Source organism: Ramlibacter sp. (genome assembly GCA_019635435.1).
GTDB lineage: Bacteria > Pseudomonadota > Gammaproteobacteria > Burkholderiales > Burkholderiaceae_C > JAHBZM01.
This window is the reverse complement of sequence record JAHBZM010000001.1, coordinates 2,882,007-2,901,700: the sequence shown is the minus strand read 5'-3', so window position 1 is coordinate 2,901,700 and position 19,694 is coordinate 2,882,007. Positions and strand designations below refer to the sequence as shown.

Annotated in this window: 16 protein-coding genes and 2 tRNA genes; 14 read left to right on the top strand and 4 right to left on the bottom strand. The window is 68.0% G+C overall.

Annotated features, from left to right (window positions below; all coding sequences use genetic code 11):
* The first annotated feature begins 15 nt into the window (after window positions 1-15).
* The 4 genes from KF796_13980 (at window position 16) to rimO (ending at window position 4,493) form a co-directional block, all read left to right on the top strand.
* On the top strand, window positions 16-2,220 hold the full coding sequence (locus tag KF796_13980; GenBank protein ID MBX3587741.1) for a bifunctional (p)ppGpp synthetase/guanosine-3',5'-bis(diphosphate) 3'-pyrophosphohydrolase: 2,205 nt from the start codon (window positions 16-18) through the stop codon (window positions 2,218-2,220).
* Between the two features lie 44 nt (window positions 2,221-2,264).
* Window positions 2,265-2,341: transfer RNA gene (locus tag KF796_13975), tRNA-Val, on the top strand.
* A 133-nt stretch (window positions 2,342-2,474) separates the two neighbouring features.
* The gene (gene phaR / locus KF796_13970; protein ID MBX3587740.1) at window positions 2,475-3,008 is read left to right on the top strand and encodes a polyhydroxyalkanoate synthesis repressor PhaR; all 534 of its coding nucleotides are present in this window, start codon (window positions 2,475-2,477) and stop codon (window positions 3,006-3,008) included.
* 69 nt (window positions 3,009-3,077) lie between these two features.
* Complete coding sequence (rimO, locus tag KF796_13965) at window positions 3,078-4,493, top strand: 30S ribosomal protein S12 methylthiotransferase RimO (protein ID MBX3587739.1); 1,416 nt, start codon at window positions 3,078-3,080, stop codon at window positions 4,491-4,493.
* Window positions 4,494-4,559: 66 nt separating this feature from the next.
* Here rimO and KF796_13960 read toward each other — a convergent pair.
* Window positions 4,560-4,644: transfer RNA gene (locus KF796_13960), tRNA-Leu, on the bottom strand.
* A gap of 23 nt (window positions 4,645-4,667) precedes the next feature.
* Between KF796_13960 and rnr the strand changes: the two genes are divergently transcribed.
* Window positions 4,668-6,959, top strand: a complete 2,292-nt coding sequence (rnr, locus tag KF796_13955) for a ribonuclease R (protein MBX3587738.1) — start codon at window positions 4,668-4,670, stop codon at window positions 6,957-6,959.
* A 102-nt stretch (window positions 6,960-7,061) separates the two neighbouring features.
* A complete protein-coding gene (locus tag KF796_13950; protein MBX3587737.1) occupies window positions 7,062-7,817 on the top strand; it encodes an SDR family oxidoreductase in 756 nt (251 codons plus the stop codon).
* A gap of 104 nt (window positions 7,818-7,921) precedes the next feature.
* Here the strand turns inward: KF796_13950 and KF796_13945 are convergent, their stop codons facing one another.
* The 3 genes from KF796_13945 to KF796_13935 are packed head-to-tail and all read right to left on the bottom strand — an operon-like array spanning window position 7,922 to window position 12,065.
* Window positions 7,922-9,418 (bottom strand): NAD(P)H-hydrate dehydratase, encoded by a 1,497-nt coding sequence (locus tag KF796_13945; GenBank protein MBX3587736.1) that lies wholly within the window; start codon window positions 9,416-9,418, stop codon window positions 7,922-7,924.
* A 21-nt stretch (window positions 9,419-9,439) separates the two neighbouring features.
* Window positions 9,440-10,702 carry a D-amino acid dehydrogenase gene (locus KF796_13940; GenBank protein ID MBX3587735.1) on the bottom strand — a complete coding sequence of 421 codons (1,263 nt, stop codon included), beginning with the start codon at window positions 10,700-10,702 and terminating at the stop codon, window positions 9,440-9,442.
* A gap of 13 nt (window positions 10,703-10,715) precedes the next feature.
* Entirely contained in the window at window positions 10,716-12,065 is a 1,350-nt protein-coding gene (locus KF796_13935) for an amidase (GenBank protein ID MBX3587734.1), read from the bottom strand.
* 206 nt (window positions 12,066-12,271) lie between these two features.
* Here KF796_13935 and rpsB point away from each other — a divergent pair, with 206 nt between their 5' ends.
* From rpsB to rseP, 8 genes are all read left to right on the top strand, one after another.
* Entirely contained in the window at window positions 12,272-13,027 is a 756-nt protein-coding gene (gene rpsB / locus KF796_13930; protein ID MBX3587733.1) for a 30S ribosomal protein S2, read from the top strand.
* An 89-nt stretch (window positions 13,028-13,116) separates the two neighbouring features.
* Entirely contained in the window at window positions 13,117-14,040 is a 924-nt protein-coding gene (locus tag KF796_13925) for an elongation factor Ts (GenBank protein MBX3587732.1), read from the top strand.
* Window positions 14,041-14,128: 88 nt separating this feature from the next.
* Window positions 14,129-14,851, top strand: coding sequence for a UMP kinase (pyrH, locus tag KF796_13920; GenBank protein MBX3587731.1), 723 nt, complete (start codon window positions 14,129-14,131; stop codon window positions 14,849-14,851).
* 36 nt (window positions 14,852-14,887) lie between these two features.
* Entirely contained in the window at window positions 14,888-15,448 is a 561-nt protein-coding gene (frr, locus tag KF796_13915; GenBank protein MBX3587730.1) for a ribosome recycling factor, read from the top strand.
* A 34-nt stretch (window positions 15,449-15,482) separates the two neighbouring features.
* Window positions 15,483-16,202 (top strand): di-trans,poly-cis-decaprenylcistransferase, encoded by a 720-nt coding sequence (uppS, locus tag KF796_13910; GenBank protein ID MBX3587729.1) that lies wholly within the window; start codon window positions 15,483-15,485, stop codon window positions 16,200-16,202.
* A 2-nt stretch (window positions 16,203-16,204) separates the two neighbouring features.
* Window positions 16,205-17,059: a phosphatidate cytidylyltransferase gene (locus tag KF796_13905; GenBank protein ID MBX3587728.1), complete on the top strand. Its 855-nt coding sequence runs from the start codon at window positions 16,205-16,207 to the stop codon at window positions 17,057-17,059.
* On the top strand, window positions 17,059-18,246 hold the full coding sequence (locus tag KF796_13900) for a 1-deoxy-D-xylulose-5-phosphate reductoisomerase (protein ID MBX3587727.1): 1,188 nt from the start codon (window positions 17,059-17,061) through the stop codon (window positions 18,244-18,246). Before KF796_13905 ends, KF796_13900 begins: the two co-directional genes overlap by 1 nt.
* A gap of 20 nt (window positions 18,247-18,266) precedes the next feature.
* Window positions 18,267-19,640, top strand: coding sequence for an RIP metalloprotease RseP (rseP, locus tag KF796_13895; GenBank protein ID MBX3587726.1), 1,374 nt, complete (start codon window positions 18,267-18,269; stop codon window positions 19,638-19,640).
* The last annotated feature ends 54 nt before the right edge of the window (window positions 19,641-19,694 follow it).

Here is a 19,694-nt window from a genome sequence, read left to right as displayed (position 1 = left end):
GGAACAACGTCCAGGATGAAAAGCCTTACCGCGGAACAGCCCGACACGGCCGCCGTTCCCGAACTGATTGCCGCCACCGAGCACAGCCTGCCCGCGCAGGCCGATGCGCTGGCGCGCGCGCGCGCCTTTGCCGAGCCGCTGATTGCCGGCGAGACGCTGGACACCGGCGAGAACACGCTGGCCCATGCCGACGCAGTGGCTGCCATCCTCAAGGTCATGGGCGGCTCCGAGGCCATGCAGGCCGCGAGCTACCTGGTCTATGCCTGCGCCCACCTGAACCGGCCGCAGGAGGTCATCTCCAAGGCCTTTGGCGAGAGTTTCGCGGCGCTGGCCGTGGAGACCACCAAGCTGGTGCGGGTCCAGCAGCAGGCCAGGGCGGCCGAGTCGTCGGCGCAGCTGGTGGACGACCCCAAGGCCCAGACCGAGAACGTGCGCAAGATGCTGCTGGCGTTCTCGCGCGACCTGCGCGTGGTGATGCTGCGGCTCGCGTCGCGGCTGCAGACCCTGCGCCACCACGCGGCCTGCAAGACGCTGGCGCCGCCCAGCGTGGCGCGCGAGTCGCTGCAGGTGTTCGCGCCCCTGGCCAACCGGCTGGGCATCTGGCAGGTCAAGTGGGAAATGGAAGACTTGGCCTTCCGCTTCCTGGAGCCCGACACCTACCGCAAGGTGGCCGGCCTGCTCGATGAAAAGCGGGCTGAGCGCGAGGCCTATGTCGAGCAGCTGCGCGAGCGCCTGGAGCTTGAACTGCGCAGCCAGAACATCCAGGCCGCGGTGCAGGGGCGGCCCAAGCACATCTACAGCATCGTGCGCAAGATGCGCGGCAAGTCGCTGGACTTTGACCAGGTGTTCGACGTGCGCGCGCTGCGCGTGGTGGTGCCGGCCGTGACCGACTGCTACGCCGCGCTGAGCTGGGTGCACAGCCAGTTCGCGCCCATCACCGAGGAGTTTGACGACTACATCGCGCGGCCCAAGGCCAACGGCTACCAGTCGCTGCACACCGTGGTGCGCGACGGCGCGGGCCAGCCCATCGAGATCCAGATCCGCACCCAGGCCATGCACGAGCATGCAGAAAACGGCGTGGCCGCGCACTGGGCCTACAAGGAGGCCGGTGCCAAGGGCTATTCGGGCGTGTCGGCCAGCGGTGATTACGACGCCAAGATCGCCGTGCTGCGCCAGCTGCTGGCCTGGGAGCGCGATCTGGCCGGCTCCAGCCAGGGCCTGTTCGACGACCGCATCTACGTGCTCACGCCCGAGGCCGCCGTGGTGGAACTGCCGCAGGGCGCGACGCCGGTGGACTTTGCCTACAGCGTGCACACCAGCCTGGGCCACCGCTGCCGCGGCGCGCGCGTGGACGACGTCATGGTGCCGCTGAACACGCCGCTGCAGAACGGGCAGACGGTGGCCATCACCGCAGCCAAGGAGGGCGGCCCCTCGCGCGACTGGCTCAACGCCGAGCTCGGCTTCCTGGCCAGCCACCGCGCGCGCGCCAAGGTGCGCGCCTGGTTCAACGAGCAGGCCCGCCATGAGACCGTGGCGCGCGGCCGCGAGGCGGTGGAAAAACTGCTGCAGCGCGAAGGCCGCACGGCCTTCAAGCTCGACGACCTGGCTTCGCAGCTGGGCTTCAAGGCCGCGGACGACCTGTTCGAGGTGGTGGGCAAGGACGAGTTTTCGCTGCGCAACATCGAGGTGCTGCTGCGTCCCCCCGAGCCGCAGCCCACCCCCGATGACTTGCTGCTGCTGCGCAAGCCGCGCCAGCCCGACAAGGGTTCGCGTGGCGGTGTGCTGGTGGTCGGCATCGATTCATTGATGACGCAGCTGGCCCGCTGCTGCAAACCCGCGCCGCCTGACGCCATTGGCGGCTTTGTCACGCGCGGCAAGGGCGTGAGCGTGCACCGCGCCGACTGCAGCAATTTCCGCGAGATGGCCGCGCGCGACGAGGGCCGGGTGATCGAGGTCGAGTGGGGGCTGCCCAAGTCTGACGCGCCCGCCACCTACCCCGTGGATGTGTCGGTCCAGGCCGCCGACCGCCAGGGCCTGCTGCGCGACATCTCCGAGGTGTTCACCAAGGAAAAGATGAACGTGACCGGCGTGCAGACGCAGTCGGTCAAGGGCACGGCATGGATGACGTTCACCGTGGAAGTGGCCGATTCGGGGCGCCTGTCCAAGGTGCTGGGCGTGGTGTCGGAGGTTCCCGGCGTGCGATCGGCGCGGCGGCGCTGAAACGGTCTTTTGCTCTGCTACAATCCCGTTTCTCGAACATCCTTAGGCGCGTAGCTCAGCTGGTTAGAGCACCACCTTGACATGGTGGGGGTCGTTGGTTCGAGTCCAATCGCGCCTACCAATTTCCCGGCAAACACTTGTGACACATCCTCAGGGTAAACCTTGGGGATGTGGCGGGGCCTGCTCCCTAGAATGGGTTGCACCGCACCAGCCATGGCCTGTGTCGCGCCGAGAAAGTCCGAGGAGTTCCCCAAGTGCAAAGCAAGAAAGCCGGCGCTGCCAAGCCTGCGCAGCGCGTGATCAAGAAGTACCCGAACCGGCGGCTCTACGACACCGATACCTCCACCTACATTACGCTGACCGAGGTCAAGCAACTGGTCATGGACAGCGAGGTCTTTGTCGTGCGCGACGCCAAGTCCGGCGAAGACCTCACACGCAGCATCCTGCTGCAGATCATTCTTGAAGAAGAAGCCGGCGGCGCACCGATGTTCACCGAAGCCGTGCTGGCCAACATCATCCGTTTCTATGGCCATGCGATGCAGGGGTTCATGGGCTCCTACCTTGAAAAGAACGTGCAGGCCTTCACCGACATCCAGACCAAGCTCACCGAGCAGTCGCGCAGTGTGTCGCCCGAGATGTGGTCGCAGTTCATGGCCCTGCAGAACCCGATGATGCAGGGGCTCATGGGCAACTATGTGGAGCAGTCCAAGACCGCGTTCGAGAAGATGCAGGAGCAGATGCAGAAGCAGACCGAGCAGATGCTGGGCGCGTTTGGCCTCAAGCGCTAGCGGCCCGCCGGTTGCGGGGGACTGGGCGGCGTTGCCATCGGCCGGCGCCTTTGCTGGGACAATACGCGCATGAGCGAAGTTTTGTCCCCCCCGAATGCCATTCCCAAAGTCGGTTTTGTGAGCCTGGGCTGCCCCAAGGCCCTGACCGATTCCGAGTTGATCCTCACCCAGCTGAGCGCCGAGGGCTACCAGACCTCCAAGACCTTTGAGGGGGCTGACCTCGTCATCGTCAACACCTGCGGCTTCATCGACGACGCGGTCAAGGAAAGCCTGGACACCATCGGCGAGGCGCTGGCGGCCAACGGCAAGGTGATCGTCACCGGCTGCCTGGGCGCCAAGACCATCAGCGGCGAGGCCGGCGACGGCAACCTGGTCAAGCAGATGCACCCGTCGGTGCTGGCCGTGACCGGCCCGCACGCCACCCAGGAGGTGATGGACGCGGTGCACGCCAACCTGCCCAAGCCGCATGACCCGTTCGTGGACCTGGTGCCCGACCCGCAGGCCGGCTCGTTCGGCGTGGCGGGCATCAAGCTCACGCCGCGCCACTATGCCTACCTGAAGATCAGCGAGGGCTGCAACCACCGCTGTACCTTCTGCATCATCCCGTCCATGCGCGGCGACCTCGTGAGCCGGCCCGTGGGTGACGTGCTCAAGGAGGCGCAGGCCCTGCTCGAAGGCGGCGTGAAGGAGCTGCTGGTGATCAGCCAGGACACCTCGGCCTACGGCGTCGACGTCAAGTACCGCACCGGCTTCTGGGACGGCAAGCCCGTGAAGACGCGCATGCTCGAGCTGGTGCAGGCGCTGGGCGCCATGGCCGAGCCTTTTGGCGCCTGGGTGCGGTTGCACTATGTGTACCCGTACCCGTCGGTGGACGAGGTGATTCCGCTGATGGCCACGGGCAAGGTGCTGCCCTACCTGGATGTGCCGTTCCAGCACAGCCACCCGGATGTGCTCAAGCGCATGAAGCGGCCCGCCAGCGGCGAAAAGAACCTGGACCGCATCCTGCGCTGGCGCGAGGCCTGCCCCGAGCTGGTGATCCGCAGCACCTTCATTGCCGGCTTTCCCGGCGAGACCGAGGACGAGTTCAACCACCTGCTCGACTTCATGCGCGAGGCCAGGATCGACCGCGCGGGCTGCTTTGCCTACAGCCCGGTGAAAGGGGCCGTGGCCAACGAGATTCCCGGCATGCTGCCGCAGGAAGTGCGCGAGGAGCGCCGCGCGCGCTTCATGGCGGTGGCCGAGGAAGTCTCGGCTGCCAGGCTGCGCCGGCGGGTCGGCGCGACCATGCAGGTGCTGGTGGATTCAGCGCCGGCCATGGGGCGCAAGGGCGGCGTCGGCCGTTCGTACGCCGATGCGCCGGAGATTGATGGAACAGTGAAGCTGCTGCCGCCCGAGAAGATCAGCAAGACGCTGAAAGTGGGTGACTTCACGCAGGCACGGATCGTGGGCACGCAAGGCCATGACCTCGTGGCGCTGCCGGTCTGAAGGCCGGTGGGCAAGCGCGGCGCAAAAGCAAAAGCCGCCTGTGAAAGGCGGCTTTTAATTTATATTTGGTGCCCAGGAGAGGACTCGAACCTCCACGATGTTACTCGCTAGTACCTGAAACTAGTGCGTCTACCAATTCCGCCACCTGGGCTTTCAGGAAAACAAGGATTCTATATCAAAAATATCGGACACACCAACAGCCTTCTTGAAGAAATTGAAGGCGTGATCCAGGGCCATCGCGATGGGCACGGTTTTGTCGTGCGTGACGACGGTGAAGCCGACATCTACCTCCCCCCCAACGAGATGCGCGCTGTGCTGCACAAGGACCGCGTCAAAGCGCGCATCGTGCGCCACGACCGGCGTGGCCGCTCCGAGGGCCGCGTGGTCGAGATCGTCGAGCGCCCCCCACACCCCATCATTGGCCGGCTGCTGCATGAAAGCGGCGTCTGGCTGGTTGCGCCCGAAGACAAGCGCTACGGCCAGGACGTGCTGGTGCCCAAGGGCGCCACGGGCACGGCCAAGGCCGGGCAGGTCGTGGTGGTCGAGCTCACCGAGCCGCCCAGCCTGTACGGCCAGCCCGTGGGCAGCGTCAAGGAGGTGCTGGGCGAGATCGACGACCCGGGCATGGAGATTGAAATCGCGGTGCGCAAATACGGTGTGCCGCATGAATTTTCAGACGCCTGCATCGCGCTGGCGCGCACGCTGCCCGACAAGGTGCGGCCGCAGGACAAGAAGCACCGGGTCGACCTGACCGACGTGCCGCTGGTCACCATCGACGGCGAGGACGCCCGCGACTTCGACGACGCCGTCTACTGCGAGCCCGCCAAGGTGGGCCGCGCCAAGGGCTGGCGCCTGCTGGTGGCCATTGCCGACGTGAGCCACTATGTGGAGACCGGCAGCGCCATCGACATCGACGCCTACGACCGCGCCACTAGCGTGTATTTCCCGCGGCGGGTGATCCCGATGCTGCCCGAGAAGCTGTCCAACGGCCTGTGCTCGCTGAACCCCGAGGTGGAGCGCCTGTGCATGGTCTGCGACATGCTGGTCACGGCGGCCGGCGATGTCCACGCCTACCAGTTCTACCCCGCGGTGATGTGGAGCCACGCGCGCTTCACCTACACCGAGGTGGCGGCCATCCTGGCCAACACGCGCGGCCCCGAGGCCCAGCGCCGCAAGGCCCTGGTGCCCGACCTGGAGAACCTGCATGACGTGTACCGGGCGCTGCTCAAGTCGCGCCACCAGCGCGGCGCGGTTGATTTCGAGACCACCGAAACCCAGATCGTCTGCGACGAGAACGGCCGCATCGAGAAGATCGTGCCGCGCACCCGCAATGAGGCGCACCGACTGATCGAGGAGGCCATGCTGGCGGCCAACGTCTGCAGCGCCGACTACATCGCCCAGAGCAAGCACCCGGGCCTGTTCCGCGTCCATGAGGGGCCGACGCCCGAGAAGCAGGACCTGCTGCGCAACTACCTCAAGGCCGTGGGCGTGGGCCTGACGATCAGCGACGACCCCAAGCCGGGCGAGTTCCAGCGCATCGCCGAGGCCACCAAGGAGCGGCCCGACGCCCAGCAGGTGCACGCCATGCTGCTGCGCTCGATGCAGCAGGCCATCTACACGCCCATCAACAGCGGGCATTTCGGCCTGGCCTACGACGCCTACACCCACTTCACCAGCCCGATCCGGCGCTACCCCGACCTGCTGGTGCACCGGGTCATCAAGTCGGTGCTGTCCAATACGCGCTACCAGCTGCCCGTGCTGCCCACGCCCGGCGAGGCGCACGAGAAGCTGGCGCGCCGGCTGGCCGCGCGCGTCAGGGCGCCGAACCAGAAGCTGAAAAAACCGGCGCCCCCGCCGCCCACGCGCGAGACCCAGGCCTGGGAGGCCGCGGGCCTGCACTGCAGCGCCAACGAGCGCCGGGCCGACGAGGCCAGCCGCGACGTCGAGGCCTGGCTCAAGTGCAAGTACATGCGCGAGCACCTGGGCGAGGAATATGGCGGCGTGGTCACCGCGGCCACGAGCTTCGGCATCTTCGTCACGCTGGACGCCATGTATGTCGAGGGGCTGGTGCACATCACCGAGCTGGGCGGCGAGTACTTCAAGTTCGACGAAGCCCGCCAGGAGCTGCGCGGCGAGCGCACCGGCATCCGCTACGCCATTGGCACGCGCGTGCGGGTGCAGGTCAGCCGGGTGGACCTGGACGGCCGCAAGATCGACTTCCGCCTGGTGCGCGAGGGCGAGGAGCTCACCACCCGTGCCATGAAGGACAAGGGCGTGACGACGGCCGGTGCCTCGCGCGGCAATGGCGGTGGCGTGCCGGCCAAGGCCTCGACCAAGCGGGCCGCCAAAAAAGCCGGCAAGAGCGGCGGCGTTCCCAGTGCCGAGCACGCACCGCGTTCACCGATCCAGGCGCTCAAGGCCGCGGTCAAGAAGGTGGCTGCCAAGGGCCGCAAGTCGCGCCGCTGATCACCGCGGCGCCAATCACGGCGGCGATCACCGCGCCGATCCCGGCGCTGAATGTTCAACCCGGCCGGGGCGCCAGCCCCGGCCCCTGCAGGAGACACCCCCATGAGTTCAGAAGGAAAAATTGCCATCGTGACCGGTGCCGGCACCGGGATTGGCCGGGCCGCGGCGCTCGCGCTGCTCAAGGACGGCTGGCGCGTGGCGCTGGCCGGGCGCCGGCGCGAGCCGCTGGATGAAGTGATCGCGGCCTCGGGCGCCGCAGGGCAGGCGCTGGCCGTGCCCACCGACGTGGCCGACCCCGAAGGCGTCCGCGCGCTGTTTGATGGTGTGGTCAAGGCCTTTGGCCGGGTGGACCTGCTGTTCAACAACGCGGGCGTCAATGCGCCGGGCGTGCCGCTGGACGAACTCACGGTCGAGCAGTGGAAGAACGTGGTCGACATCAACCTCAGCGGCATGTTCTATTGCATCCAGCACGCTTTCCGCGTGATGAAGGCGCAAAGCCCCAAGGGCGGCCGCATCATCAACAACGGCTCGATCTCGGCCCACACGCCGCGGCCCAACTCGATTGCCTACACCGCCACCAAGCATGCCGTGATGGGCCTGACCAAGACCGCCTCGCTGGACGGGCGCAAGCACGACATTGCCGTGGGCCAGATCGACGTGGGCAACGCCGGCACCGAGATGGCCATGAAGATGGCCAAGGGCGTGCCCCAGGCCAATGGCGAGATCGCGGTGGAGCCGCTGATGAGCGTGGACATCGTGGGCCAGTCGGTGCTGTACATGGCCAATCTGCCACTGGAAGCCAACGTGATGTTCCACACCGTCATGGCCACCAAGATGCCGTTTGCCGGACGGGGCTGATTGCTATCGTTTCGGTAGCAAGCAATGGCCGCCAGTCCTGGACTCCAGCCTGATTTGATGCCTGAACCGCGGTCAATCGGCGCTGGCGGGCCCCGCCAGTCTGGTCAGCCGCCCCAGTTGCCCAGGGCCCGCGCAAGGGCCGAGGCGCTCAGGCCCGCGCCTTCGGGCCAGGTGTCGGCCACCCGTCCATGACGCCAGACCGCGGCGCAGGCCGCCGCCGGGGCGCCGTGCCCTTGGGCCATGAGCGCCCCCGTGAGGCCGGCCAGCACATCGCCCGTGCCCGCGGTCGCCAGACGGGCATTGCCCGTGGGGTTGATGGCGGGCAGTTCACCCGGTGAGGCCACCACGCTGCCCGAGCCCTTGAGCACGGCGGTGCAGCCAAAACGCGCCGTCAGCGCCTGCGCGGCCTGAAGCCGGTCGGCCTGCACCTCGCGGGTGCCGCAGCCCAGCAGGCGCGCCGCCTCCAGCGGGTGCGGGGTGATCACGGTGGTGCCGGCCTTGCGCCGCGCGCGTGCCTGCAGCAGGGCCTGCAGGGCGGTGTCGGCGGCGATGGCGTTGAGCGCGTCGGCGTCCAGCACCAGCCCGGCCGCGCCATGCAGCACGGCGGGCAGTGCGTCGCGCACGGCCTCGCCGCCGCCACAGCCGCAGACCACGCTCAGGGCGCCGAGCGGCAGGCTGTCCCAGCGCCGCAGCATCAGCTCCGGCTGGCCCGGGTCCACCGGCAGGGGAGCCGGGTCCAGCAGGCCCACCAACACGCGGCCGGCCCCGCCATGCAGGGCGGCCTGGCCCGCGAGCAGGGCGGCGCCGGCCATGCCCGCCGCGCCGCCAATCACGGCCACATCGCCAAAACTGCCCTTGTGCGTGGCGTGGTCACGCGGCATGGGGGCCGGCGGGCCCAGCAGGCGCGCCAGCGGCAAGCTGGCCGCGGGGGCGATGCCCAGGTCGTCGAGCCAGACCTGGCCCGCGGCGTCGCGGCCGTGGGCGGTGAACAGGCCGGGTTTGAGCGTGAGCAGGCACAGCGTGTGGCGGGCCAGCACCTGGCCACCGCTGCGGGCAGCAGCCGTGGCGTCGCCGGTGGCGGCAAATGTGCCGCGGTCGGCGTCCAGCCCCGAGGGCAGGTCCACCGCGAGCACGGGGGCCGGGCCCGCGTTGAGCGCGGCAATCCATTGCGCCATGCGGCCTTCGGGCGCGCGCCGGCTGCCAATGCCCAGCAGCGCGTCGATGGCGAGGTCGCTGGCGGTCAGCCCTTGGGGCGGGGCGTCGGCAAAGCGCACGCCAGCCGCCCGGGCGCGCGCCAGTGACGCGGCGGCGTCTTCGGGGGGCGCGGTCTCGCTGGCCAGCCAGGTCACCACCACGGCCTTGCCCATGGCGGTCAGCTGGGCGGCGGCCTCCAGGCCATCGCCGCCGTTGTTGCCGGGGCCGCAGGCGATCCACACGGTGCGCGCATGCGGCGCCACGGCCAGCGCCAGCCGCGCCACGGCCAGCCCGGCGCGCTGCATCAGCGTGTGGGGCGGGAGCGTGGCTTGCGCCGCGGCTTCTATGGCGCGGGTGGCCGCCACGCCATGCAGGGGCCAGGGCCGGCAGTTGGTGATGCGGTGCATGGCCGCATTGTGCGGCAGCCGCTACAGGCGCAGCCGCTCGATGCCCAGGCCTTCGACATCGACCTCGGGCGAGCGGCCCGCCATCTGGTCGGCCAGCACGCGCGCGCTGCCACAGCTCAGCGCCCAGCCGCTGGAGCCATGGCCCAGGTTGAGCCACAGGCCCGGGATGCCGCTGGCGCCCAGCACCGGCGGGCCGTCGGGCAGCATGGGTCGCGCCCCCTTCCATTCCTGGACGCCGGCCCCTGTGTTGGAGATCTGCGCCGCGCCCGGGAACCAGTCGTGCAGCACCTTGTACAGGGTCTGGATCGAGGCCGCCCGCTTGGCGCCGGGCGCCCCGCCAATTTCGGCGCTGCCGGCCACGCGCACGCGGTTGCCCAGCCGCGAGATTGCAACCTTGTAGCGCTCGTCCATCAGCGCGCTGCGCGGTGCGTTGAGGGGCTCGCGGATGGGGGCGCTGATCGAGTAGCCGTGCACGGCGACGACAGGCAGCTTCAGCCCCAGCGGCCGCAGCAGGGCCGCGCTGGCCACGCCGGCGCACAGCACCAGCGCGTCAAACTGGCGCGGGCTGGCTTCGTTTGCTATCAAAAGCGTAGCGGGATGTGCCCGGTCCACCTGGACTACCGCCGTATTGAACGCAAATCTGACGCCCCGGGCCTCGGCTTCGCGCTTGAGCAGCAGGGCAAACTGGCGGCAGTTGCCCACCTCGTCGTGCGGCAGGTGGATCGCGCCGGCAAACGGGGTGTCGGGGTTCAGCGCGGGCTCCACCAGCCGCGTCTCATCGGCGCTGATCTCGTGGAAGGCCACGCCCGCATCGCGCAGCACCTGCAGGCCGGGCTGCACCATCTGCTGGTCGCGCTCGGTGCGCAGCAGCACCATGTAGCCGGGGCTGCGGTCGTAGTCCAGCTGGAGGCCGTCGGTCAGGTGGTGCAGGCGGGCGCGGCTGTAAAACGCCAGGCGCTGCAGGCGCGCGCGGTTGGCCAGGTAGGTCTCGAGCCGGCAGGCGCGCCACCACTTCCACATCCAGGCCAGTTCGCTGCCCGACAGCGGCAGCGCGAGCTTGACCGGCGCGTGCTGGCTGAACAGGTAGCGCAGGACCTTGCCGGGCATGCCGGGGGCGGCCCAAGGGGTCACGTACCCCGGCGCGACCACGCCGGCGTTGGCGAAGCTGGTTTCCTCGGCCGCCGCGCCGCGCCGCTCGAACACGGTGACGTCGTGGCCGTCCGCGGCCAGCTCGTAGGCGGTGGTGACGCCGATGATGCCGGCGCCAATGACTGCAACTTTCATGGAATCCCTGGTTTTATTGCAGCGCCGCTTCGGCCTGCAGAGCGATGTTGAGCACGCTGTCGTCGTGCAGCGCGCCGTGCCAGATCATGAGGCCCGCGGGCCATTCGCCGGGCGCCTGGCAGGGGATGGAGATGGCGCAGCCATCGAGCATGTTGACCACGCTGGTGTTGCGCAGCAGCAGGGCGTTCACGCGGAAGAACTCGGCGTCGCGCGCGGCGTCGGCGGCGGCGTCCACGCCATCGGCCGGGGCCACCGAGGCAATCGGCGGCGCCACGATGGGCACGGTGGGCGAGAGCACGGCGTCGTAGCCGCGCAGCGCCAGGGCAACGCGCGCGATCCAGTCGCGGCGGGCAGCCACGAGGTCCAGGTAGTCACAGGCCGTCATGGTGGCTCCGCGCTCGATCCGGGCCCGCACGCGCGGGTCGTAGGCGCTGGCGGCGCGGGCCAGCAGCGGCCGGTGCCAGGCGTAGCTCTCGGCGGCCGAGAAGCCGCCGGTGGACTGGATCGCGCCCAGGTCGCGGATCTCGGCCAGCGGCAGTTCGTCGATCCGTGCCCCGGCGTCGCGCAGCCGCCCCAGCGCGCGCTCAAAAGCCCGCGCCACGCCATCGTCCAGGCCGTCGAGCATGGTGGTCCGGGCCACCGCGAAGCGGTAGGCCGACAGCGGCGCCTGGCTGCGGGTGACCATGCGCGCGGCCAGCACCTCGTGCGCCACGATGGCGTCGCGCACGCTGCGCGTCATGGCGCAGACGGTGTCCAGCGTGCTGGACAGCGGCACGGCGCCCTCGGTGGGGACCAGCCGCGCGGTGTTCTTGAAGCCCACGATGCCGTTGAGCGCGGCCGGGATGCGGATCGAGCCGCCGGTGTCCGAGCCCAGCCCGATGAAGGCCGCGCCCGAGGCCACCGAGACGGCTGCGCCCGACGACGAGCCGCCCGGAATGCGCGGCGTGACGGGATCGCAGACATTCGCTGGCGTGGGGTGGTGCGGGTTGGTGCCCACGCCGGAAAAGGCGAACTCGACCATGTGGGTGCGCCCGATCACGGCACCGCCCGCGGCCTTGAGGCGGGCCACGACCGGGCAATCCTGCAGTGCCGGCGCCTGGCCGGCCAGCGCGGTGGAGCCCGCTGCCGTGACCTGGCCGGCCACGTCGAACAGGTCCTTGACCGACACCGCGAGCCCGGCCAGGGGCCGGTCCAGGTTGGCTGGCGCGAGCGCGGCTGCGCGGGCCGCGTCGAACGTGGGCTGGACCAGCGCAAAGCGGCAGGCGGGCGACTGGGCCGCGGCCAGGGACCGCTCCAGTTCCAGGGCCGGGCTGGATGGGCCGGTGCGCAGGGCTTCGCGGGTCGTGTGGAGGTCAGGCAGCATGGGCTCGGGGAGGGCAGCAGGGTGGGTCACTACAGAGGGGAACTGTGCTATACTCTTTGGGTTTCGCTGGAAGGTCAGGTGCAGTTCATCTGCATGGGCCGCCCGGAGTGAAACAAATCGCAAACCAGTCCAACAAGGTGTTGCAGCCGGATTGAAATTCCGTTGCAAAACGGGCTGGATTTTAGACCTAACCTTCAGGAAAATTTATGTCCGCAACCATGCGTCAGATGCTGGAAGCCGGTGTCCACTTCGGTCACCAAACGCGCTTCTGGAACCCCAAGATGGCCCCGTACATCTTCGGCCATCGCAACAAGATCCACATCATCAACCTGGAAAAATCGCTTCCGATGTTCCAGGACGCGATGAAGTTCGTGAAGCAGCTGGCTGCCAACCGCGGCACCATCCTCATGGTCGGCACCAAGCGCCAGGCCCGTGAGACCGTGGCTGCCGAGGCCCGCCGCGCCGGCGTGCCCTTTGTCGACCAGCGCTGGCTGGGTGGCATGCTGACCAACTTCAAGACGGTCAAGACCTCGATCAAGCGCCTCAAGGACATGAAGGCCCAGCAGGAAGCCGGCCTCGACGCCATGAGCAAGAAAGAGCAGCTCATGTTCGCCCGCGAGATGGAAAAGCTCGAAAAGGACATCGGCGGCATCCAGGACATGAATGCACTGCCCGACGCGATCTTCATCATCGACGTGGGCTTCCACAAGATTGCCGTGTCCGAAGCCAAGAAGCTGGGCATTCCGCTGGTGGGCGTGGTGGACTCCAACCACTCGCCCGAAGGCATTGATTACGTGATTCCCGGCAACGACGACTCCTCCAAGGCCGTGACGCTGTACGCGCGCGGCATCGCCGACGCCATCCTCGAAGGCCGCGCCAATGCGGTCAACGACGTGGTCAAGGCCGTTGCCGAAGGCGGCAGCGACGAGTTTGTCGAAGTCGAAGAGGGCTCGGCCGCCTGAAGCGCCTGCCGAGCTGCCAAAAGGGGCTCTGGTAGCCCCTTTTTTTCAACTGAACCGATTGTTTGAACTGAAGATTACGGAGTAAAGAAATGGCTGCAATCACCGCAAGCATGGTCGCCGAACTGCGCGCCAAGACCGACGCCCCCATGATGGAATGCAAGAAGGCCCTGACCGAAGCTGAAGGCAGCATGGACAAGGCTGAAGAGCTGCTGCGCGTCAAGCTGGGCAACAAGGCCGGCAAGGCTGCCAGCCGCATCACCGCCGAAGGCGTGGTGACGGCCTCGATCAACGGCACCACGGGTGCGCTGCTCGAAACCAACTGCGAAACCGACTTCGTCACCAAGAACGACAGCTTCCTGGCGCTGGCCCAGGCCGCCGCCGACCTGGTGGCCAAGAGCAACCCGGGCGACGTGGCCGCGCTGGGCGCGCTGCCCTACAGCCAGGACGGCTTCGGCCCCACCCTGGAAGACGTGCGCAAGGGCCTGATCGGCAAGATCGGCGAGAACATGTCCTTCCGCCGTTTCAAGCGCTTTGAAGGGGGCAGCAAGCTGGCCGCCTACCTGCACGGCACGCGCATCGGCGTGGTGGTCGAGTTCGACGGCGACGAAGTGGCCGCCAAGGACGTTGCGATGCACGTGGCTGCCATGAAGCCCGTGGCGCTGACCAGCGCCGACGTGCCGGCCGACCTGATCGAAAAAGAGCGCTCCGTCGCCGCGGCCAAGGCCGAGGAAGACCGCAAGGCCGCCGAGGCCGCCGGCAAGCCGGCCCAGTCGGCCGAGATCGTGGCCAAGCGCATCGATGGCGGCGTGCAGAAGTACCTCAAGGAAGTCTCGCTGTTCAACCAGTCCTTCGTGAAGAACGACAAGCAGACCGTGGAGCAGATGCTCAAGGCCGCCGGCACCACCGTGAAGGCTTTCACGCTGTACGTGGTCGGCGAAGGCATCGAGAAGAAGGTGGACGACTTCGCCGCCGAAGTGGCTGCCCAGGTGGCCGCCGCCAAGGCCACGGCCTGATCAGCCAGGCAGCAAGGGCGGCCCGCGCCGCCTCTGCTTTCCGCCACGTTACCGCTCAGTACACTCAATAAAACCAAGGAGCCCGTCCATGCCCGAAGCCAAGCCAGCCCACAAGCGCATCCTGCTCAAGCTGTCCGGCGAGGCGCTGATGGGCGATGACGCCTTCGGCATCAACCGCGCCACCATCATCCGGATGGTGGAGGAGGTCGCCGAGATCGTGAACATGGGCGTGGAAGTCGCCGTGGTCATCGGGGGAGGCAACATCTTCCGCGGGGTGGCGGGCGGCTCGGTCGGCATGGACCGGGCCACGGCCGACTACATGGGCATGCTGGCCACCGTGATGAATGCGCTGGCGCTGGCTGACGCCATGAACAAGCAGGGCCTGACGGCCCGGGTCATGTCGGCGATTGCCATCGAGCAGGTGGTCGAGCCCTATGTGCGGCCCAAGGCGCTGCAGTACCTTGAGGAAGGCAAGGTCGTGATCTTCGCGGCCGGCACCGGCAACCCGTTCTTCACCACCGACACGGCGGCCGCGCTGCGCGGGGCCGAGATCGGCGCCGAGCTGGTGCTCAAGGCCACCAAGGTGGACGGTGTGTACACCGCGGACCCCAAGAAGGACCCCAGCGCCACCCGTTACGGCAAAATCACCTTTGACGAAGCCATGGCGCAGAATCTCGGCATCATGGACGCCACGGCCTTCGCGCTGTGCCGCGACCAGAAGTTGCCGATCAAGGTGTTTTCGATCTTCAAGCATGGCGCGCTGCGGCGCGTTGTGCTGGGCGAAGACGAAGGTACCCTGGTCCACGCCTGACGGGACACGGGCGGCGAACGCTCCAGGAGAACACAATTGACGATTGCTGACATCAAGAAGAGCACCGAAGGCAAGATGGACCTGTCCATCACCGCCTTCAAGAACAACCTCACCAAGATCCGTACCGGGCGCGCCAACCCGGCGATTCTGGACACCGTCCAGGTCGACTACTACGGCTCCAGCGTGCCCATCAGCCAGGTGGCCAATGTGGCCCTGCTGGACGCGCGCACCATCAGCGTCCAACCCTGGGAAAAGGGCATGGGCGCCAAGATTGAAAAGGCCATCCGCGAAAGCGACCTGGGGCTGAACCCCGCGTCCATGGGTGACCTGATCCGCGTGCCGATGCCTCCCATGAGCGAGGAACGCCGCAAGGAAATGACCAAGCTGGTCCGCACCGAGGGCGAGAACGCCAAGATCGCCGTTCGCAACCTGCGGCGCGACGCCAATGAAGCCGTGAAGAAGCTGGTCAAGGACAAGCTGGCGTCCGAGGACGACCAGAAGCGCTCCGAGGCCGACATCCAGAAAGTCACCGACCGGCATGTGGCCGAAATTGACAGCCTGGTGGCCGGCAAGGAGCAGGAGATCATGGCGGTTTGACGGTGGTGGCCACACCCCGTCCGGTGCCCCGCGCATGAGCCAGGTTCCCCACCACATCGCGATCGTCATGGACGGCAACGGCCGCTGGGCCACGCGGCGGTTCCTGCCGCGCGTGGCGGGGCACAAGAAGGGCGTGGATGCCTTGCGCGCCTGTGTCCGGCATTGCGGTGAACGCGGCGTGAAGGTGCTCACGGTGTTCGCGTTTTCCTCCGAGAACTGGAACCGTCCGCCCGAGGAGGTCTCGGGCCTGATGGACCTGCTGGCCGTGGCGCTGGCCCGTGAAGTCCCCCACCTGCATGCCGATGGCGTGCGGCTGCATTTCATCGGTGAACGGGCCGGTCTGTCCGACAAGGTGCGCGCGGGCCTCGATCAGGCCGAGGCGGCCACGGCCCAGAACACACGCCTGCAATTCAACGTTTGCTTCAACTATGGCGGGCGCTGGGACATTGCCCAGGCCGCGGCCAGCCTGGCCGCCCGGGGTGAACCCATCACCGAGGGCAGCCTGGACCGGGCCATGGCCCTGGCCCATGTGCCCGACCCGGACCTGCTGATCCGCACCGGCGGTGAGGAGCGGCTCAGCAACTTCCTGCTCTGGCAGGCGGCCTATGCCGAGCTGTACTTCAGCGACAAGCTCTGGCCCGAATTTGACGAGGCTGCGCTGGACGCGGCCATCGCGGACTACAGCGCGCGTGAGCGGCGCTTTGGCAAGACTTCCGAACAACTCCCGTCGCGTGCGAGCCAGCGGGCGGCCTGAACATGCTCAAGCAACGCGTCATCACCGCCCTGGTCCTGCTGGCGATCCTGCTGCCGGCCCTGTTTTACCCGGCGCCAGAGCCTTTTGTCGCCGTGGTCCTGGTGCTGATCGCCGCGGGAGGCTGGGAATGGGGTCGCCTCAACGGCTGTGGGCCGCGCGGGGCCATCTTCTGCGGGCTGATCTGCCTTGCCGGATGCGGGTTGTCCTGGTGGGGCGGGCTGCTGCGCCAGCCCCTGCCGGCACTGTGGATTGCAGCGGGCGTGGCCTGGGTGCTGGGGGGCGCCTGGCTGTTGCGCGCCGGCGTGGCTGGCTGGCCCCAAATTCCGGTTTCCGTGCGACGGGTGGGTGGTTTGCTGGCGCTCTGGCTGGCCTGGCTGGCCGTGGCCCAGGCGCGCGTGATGGGCATCAATTTCCTGCTGTCGGTGCTGCTGCTGGTCTGGGTGGCCGACATCTTTGCCTACTTCGCCGGCCGCGCTTTCGGGCTCAGGTTCACGCGCAACAAGCTGGCCCCGACCATCAGCCCCGGCAAGAGCTGGGAAGGGGTGTGGGGCGGCATGGCCGGCGTGGTGGTACTGGCGCTGGCCTGGGTGGCCGCGGACCAAGCCTGGCAGGCTTCGGTGCCCAGCCTGTACAGCCGGCTGGCGGGCCATGGCAGCTGGCTGCTGCTGATTGCCGTGGTGTTTCTGGCCGCCATGAGCGTGTTGGGCGACCTGGCTGAATCGCTGATCAAGCGCAGCCAGGGCGTCAAGGACTCGAGCGGATTGCTGCCTGGCCATGGCGGCGTGCTCGATCGCGTGGATGCCCTGCTGCCCACCCTGCCTCTGGCGATGATGCTGGCCTCGTGGGTCTCGCCGTGATGCAGCGCCTGGCTGTTCTGGGGTCCACCGGCTCCGTGGGGGCCAACACGCTGGACGTGGTGGCCCGCCACCCCGGACTTTTTGAGGTCTTTGCCTTGAGCGCGGCCACACGGGTGGACCTGATGCTGGCGCAGTGTGCGCAGTTCCGGCCGCAATTTGCCGTGATGGCCAGCGAGCCCCATGGCCGCGAGCTGGCACAGAAGCTGGCGCAGAGCGGGCTTCCCACACGGGTGCTGACCGGGCCCGATGCGCTGGAATCCATTGCAAGCCATGAACAGGTGGACACGGTCATGGCCGCCATTGTGGGCGCGGCGGGTCTGGCCTCGTGCCTGGCCGCAGCGCGTGCGGGCAAGCGGTTGCTGCTGGCCAACAAGGAAGCCCTGGTGGTGGGCGGCGAGGTGTTCCTGCGCGCGGTCCGTGAAGGTGGCGCCCGGTTGCTGCCCATCGACAGCGAGCACTCGGCCATTTTCCAGTCGCTGCCCGAGGATCCGGCAAGCTGGGAGGCACGGGTCGAGAAAATCATCCTCACCGCGTCCGGCGGCCCGTTTCGCACGCGGACGCCGGCCTCGCTGCGCGACGTGACCCCCGAAGAAGCCTGCGCACACCCCAACTGGGTCATGGGCCGCAAGATCTCGGTGGACTCAGCAACCATGATGAACAAGGCACTCGAGGTTATCGAGGCGCGCTACCTTTTTGGGCTGCCGCCGCACCGGCTGGAGGTGGTGATCCACCCGCAGAGCGTGATCCACTCGATGGTGCAGTATCGCGACACCTCGGTCGTGGCCCAGCTGGGCACGCCGGACATGCGGGTGCCGATTGCCTACGGCCTGGGCTGGCCGCAGCGGATCGAGTCCGGCGCCCAGGCACTGGACTTCAGCCGCCTGGCCGACATGAGCTTCGAGGCCATCGACAGTGCCGGCCATCCGGAGCGCTTCCCCGGCTTGCGCCTGGCCTGGGACACCCTGAACGCGGCACCCGGCACCACGGCCATCCTGAACGCGGCCAACGAGGTGGCGGTGGAGGCCTTCCTGGTACGCCGCATCCGCTTCGACCAGATCCACCAGACCAACCTTGAAACTTTGGATGCCGTGACCAGCTCCAATCCGGACACGCTGGCCGGGCTGCTGGCGCTCGACGACATCGCCAGGCAAGCCGCTGGCCAGGTCATCGGGCGCCTGACCCGCTGAAAGCGAACCAGGAGAAATCCATGCTGACCATAGTTGCCTTCGTCGTCGCGCTGGGCCTGCTGATCGCGGTTCACGAATACGGACATTACCGCGTGGCCGTGGCCTGCGGTGTCAAGGTACTGCGCTTCTCGGTGGGCTTTGGCAAGACGCTGTACCGCTGGCAGCCGCGCAACCAGAAGCATGGCCAATCCACAGAATTCGTTCTTGGCGCCTTCCCCCTGGGCGGGTACGTCAAGATGCTCGATGAGCGCGAGGGGCCTGTGCCCGAGTCCGAGCGCCACCTGGCATTCAACACCCAGCCCTTGCGCTCGCGTGCCGCCATCGTGGCTGCCGGGCCCATTGCGAATCTGCTGCTCGCGGTGCTGCTGTATGCGCTGGTCAACTGGATCGGCGTGCAGGAGCCCGAACCGGTGCTGGCCAGCCCGGTCGCCGGATCGGTGGCCGAGGTCGCGGGCCTGCGTGGCGGCGAGCGCGTGGAGCGGGCGGGCTTTGATGGGGAGCCGGCACAGCCACTGCGCTCCTTCGAGGAATTGCGCTGGCTGCTGACGCGTGGCGCGCTCGATGGCCATGACGTGCGGCTGGTGCTCTCGCGCGCCAGGGGCGCTGGCACCGAGGAACTGCTGCTGCCCCTCAGTCAGCTCGACGCTTCGCAGGCGGATGCCAGCCTGTTCCGCAAGGTTGGCATCCTCGGTCCCTGGACGCCGCCGGTGATGGGCGAAGTCGTCGCCGGTGGCGCGGCCGCCCGCGCCGGCTTGCGCAAGGGCGACGTCGTCAGCCGCGTGGGAGATGACATCGTGGTGGATGGCGCCCAGCTGCGCGAACTGATCCGGGCCTCGGTCCAGGGGGGCCGGGCCAGCCCGAAGGTGTGGCGGGTGGAGCGCGACGGGGCGCAGGTCAAACTGACGGTGACTCCCGATGTGCGCGAAGACGCGGGCGTGATGGTCGGTCGCATCGGCGCCTATGTGGGAGGGCCGCCAGCGTTCGTGACGGTGCAGCGCGGACCGGTCGAAGGCCTGTGGAATGGCGCGGTGCGCACCTGGGAGGTGTCACTGCTCACTCTGCGCATGATGGGCCGGATGGTGGTGGGCGAAGCCTCGCTCAAAAACCTCAGCGGCCCGCTGACCATTGCCGACTATGCAGGCAAGTCCGCCAGCCTGGGATTCACCCAGTACCTGGTCTTTCTGGCCCTGATCAGCGTGAGCCTGGGCGTGCTGAATCTGCTGCCGCTGCCGGTCCTGGATGGGGGGCACCTGATGTATTATCTTTGGGAGGGCGTCACGGGGAAAAGCGTCTCCGATGCGTGGATGGAGCGGCTGCAGCGCGGTGGCGTGGCATTGCTCATGGTCATGATGTCGATCGCGCTGTTCAACGACGTCACCCGTCTCTTTGGTTAACCAACTGGCTGCTGTCGCACCGGCCCCGTGGGCGGGTCGGGCAACCCCTGATTC